The 1,044-nt window shown below is 76.1% G+C and carries 1 protein-coding gene; it reads left to right on the forward strand.

What is annotated here, in order from left to right; translation table 11 throughout:
* A partial coding sequence (locus D588_RS0119540; protein WP_017917190.1) for a BTAD domain-containing putative transcriptional regulator occupies window positions 1-1,044 on the forward strand: 1,044 nt, incomplete at both ends.

A 1,044-nucleotide genomic window follows, 5' to 3' on the forward strand; every position in this document is an offset into this window, starting at 1 on the left:
TGGCGCTGGAGCCGGTGGGCGGCCCCGAGGCGCGCGCGCTGATCGCACGCTGGCAGGCGGCGATGCCGGCGCACGTGCCGGCGCTGGAAGCGCAGCTGCGGGTGCACGACATGGCCGGCGAACGCGACCAGGGCGAAGCCGTGGCGCAGCGCATCGTGGCGCTGGAACCGGGCCGGCTCAGCGGCGAGGAACGCCTGGTCGAGGCGCTGCTGGAGCGCGGCGAGCACGATGCCGCCATCGCCCACGTGCGCGGCCTGATGCAGCGCATGCCCGAGCGCGACCGCACCGTGGTGCGGCCGTGGCTGGCGGCGGTGCAGGATGCGGCCGGGCGCCCGGACGACGCACTCGCGACCTGGGTGGCCTTTCAGGAGGAACAGCTGCCGCACCGCCTGCCGCTGCCGCCGCTGGGCCAGGCCCCGGCGCAGTGGCCGCCGCTGGGCGCGGTCGATCCGCAGAACCAGGCGCGCCCGCTGTTCGTCTGGGGTCCGCCGGGTAGCGGCGTGGAGCGGGTGATCGCGGTGATCGATGCGGCCAGCCCGGTGCTGCGCGGCGACCGCTTCGGCCCGCAGCCGCCGACCGACGGCCTGCAGCGCTTCCGCAGCGTCGAGGAACTGGACAATGGCGCCCTGGACGGCGCGGCGCTGGTCGCCGAGTGGCGCGCGCAACTGCCGGCACGCGGCGTCGACGACGGCAACATCGTCGACTGGCTGCTGTGGTGGGACAACGCGCTGCTGCGCGCGCTGCGCCCGCACCTGCCGGAAGGGCGGCTGCTGGTGGTGCTGCGCGACCCGCGCGACATGCTGCTGGACTGGCTGGCCAATGGCGCCCCGGCGCCGCTGGGCCTGGCCTCGCCGGAGACCGGTGCGCAATGGCTGGCGGCGGTGCTGGCGCAGGTCGCCGACCTGCATGAGCAGGATCTGTATCCGCACCACCTGGTGCGCCTGGACGGGACCGAGCACGATCCGGCCGGCGTGGCGGCGGCGCTGGAGCAGGCGTTCGGCGTGGCGTTCCCGACCATCGCCACGGTCGGCCCGCCGCGCCTGG

The sequence above is a fragment of the Xanthomonas sp. SHU 308 genome, from assembly GCF_000364645.1.
Classification (GTDB): Bacteria; Pseudomonadota; Gammaproteobacteria; order Xanthomonadales; family Xanthomonadaceae; genus Xanthomonas_A; species Xanthomonas_A sontii.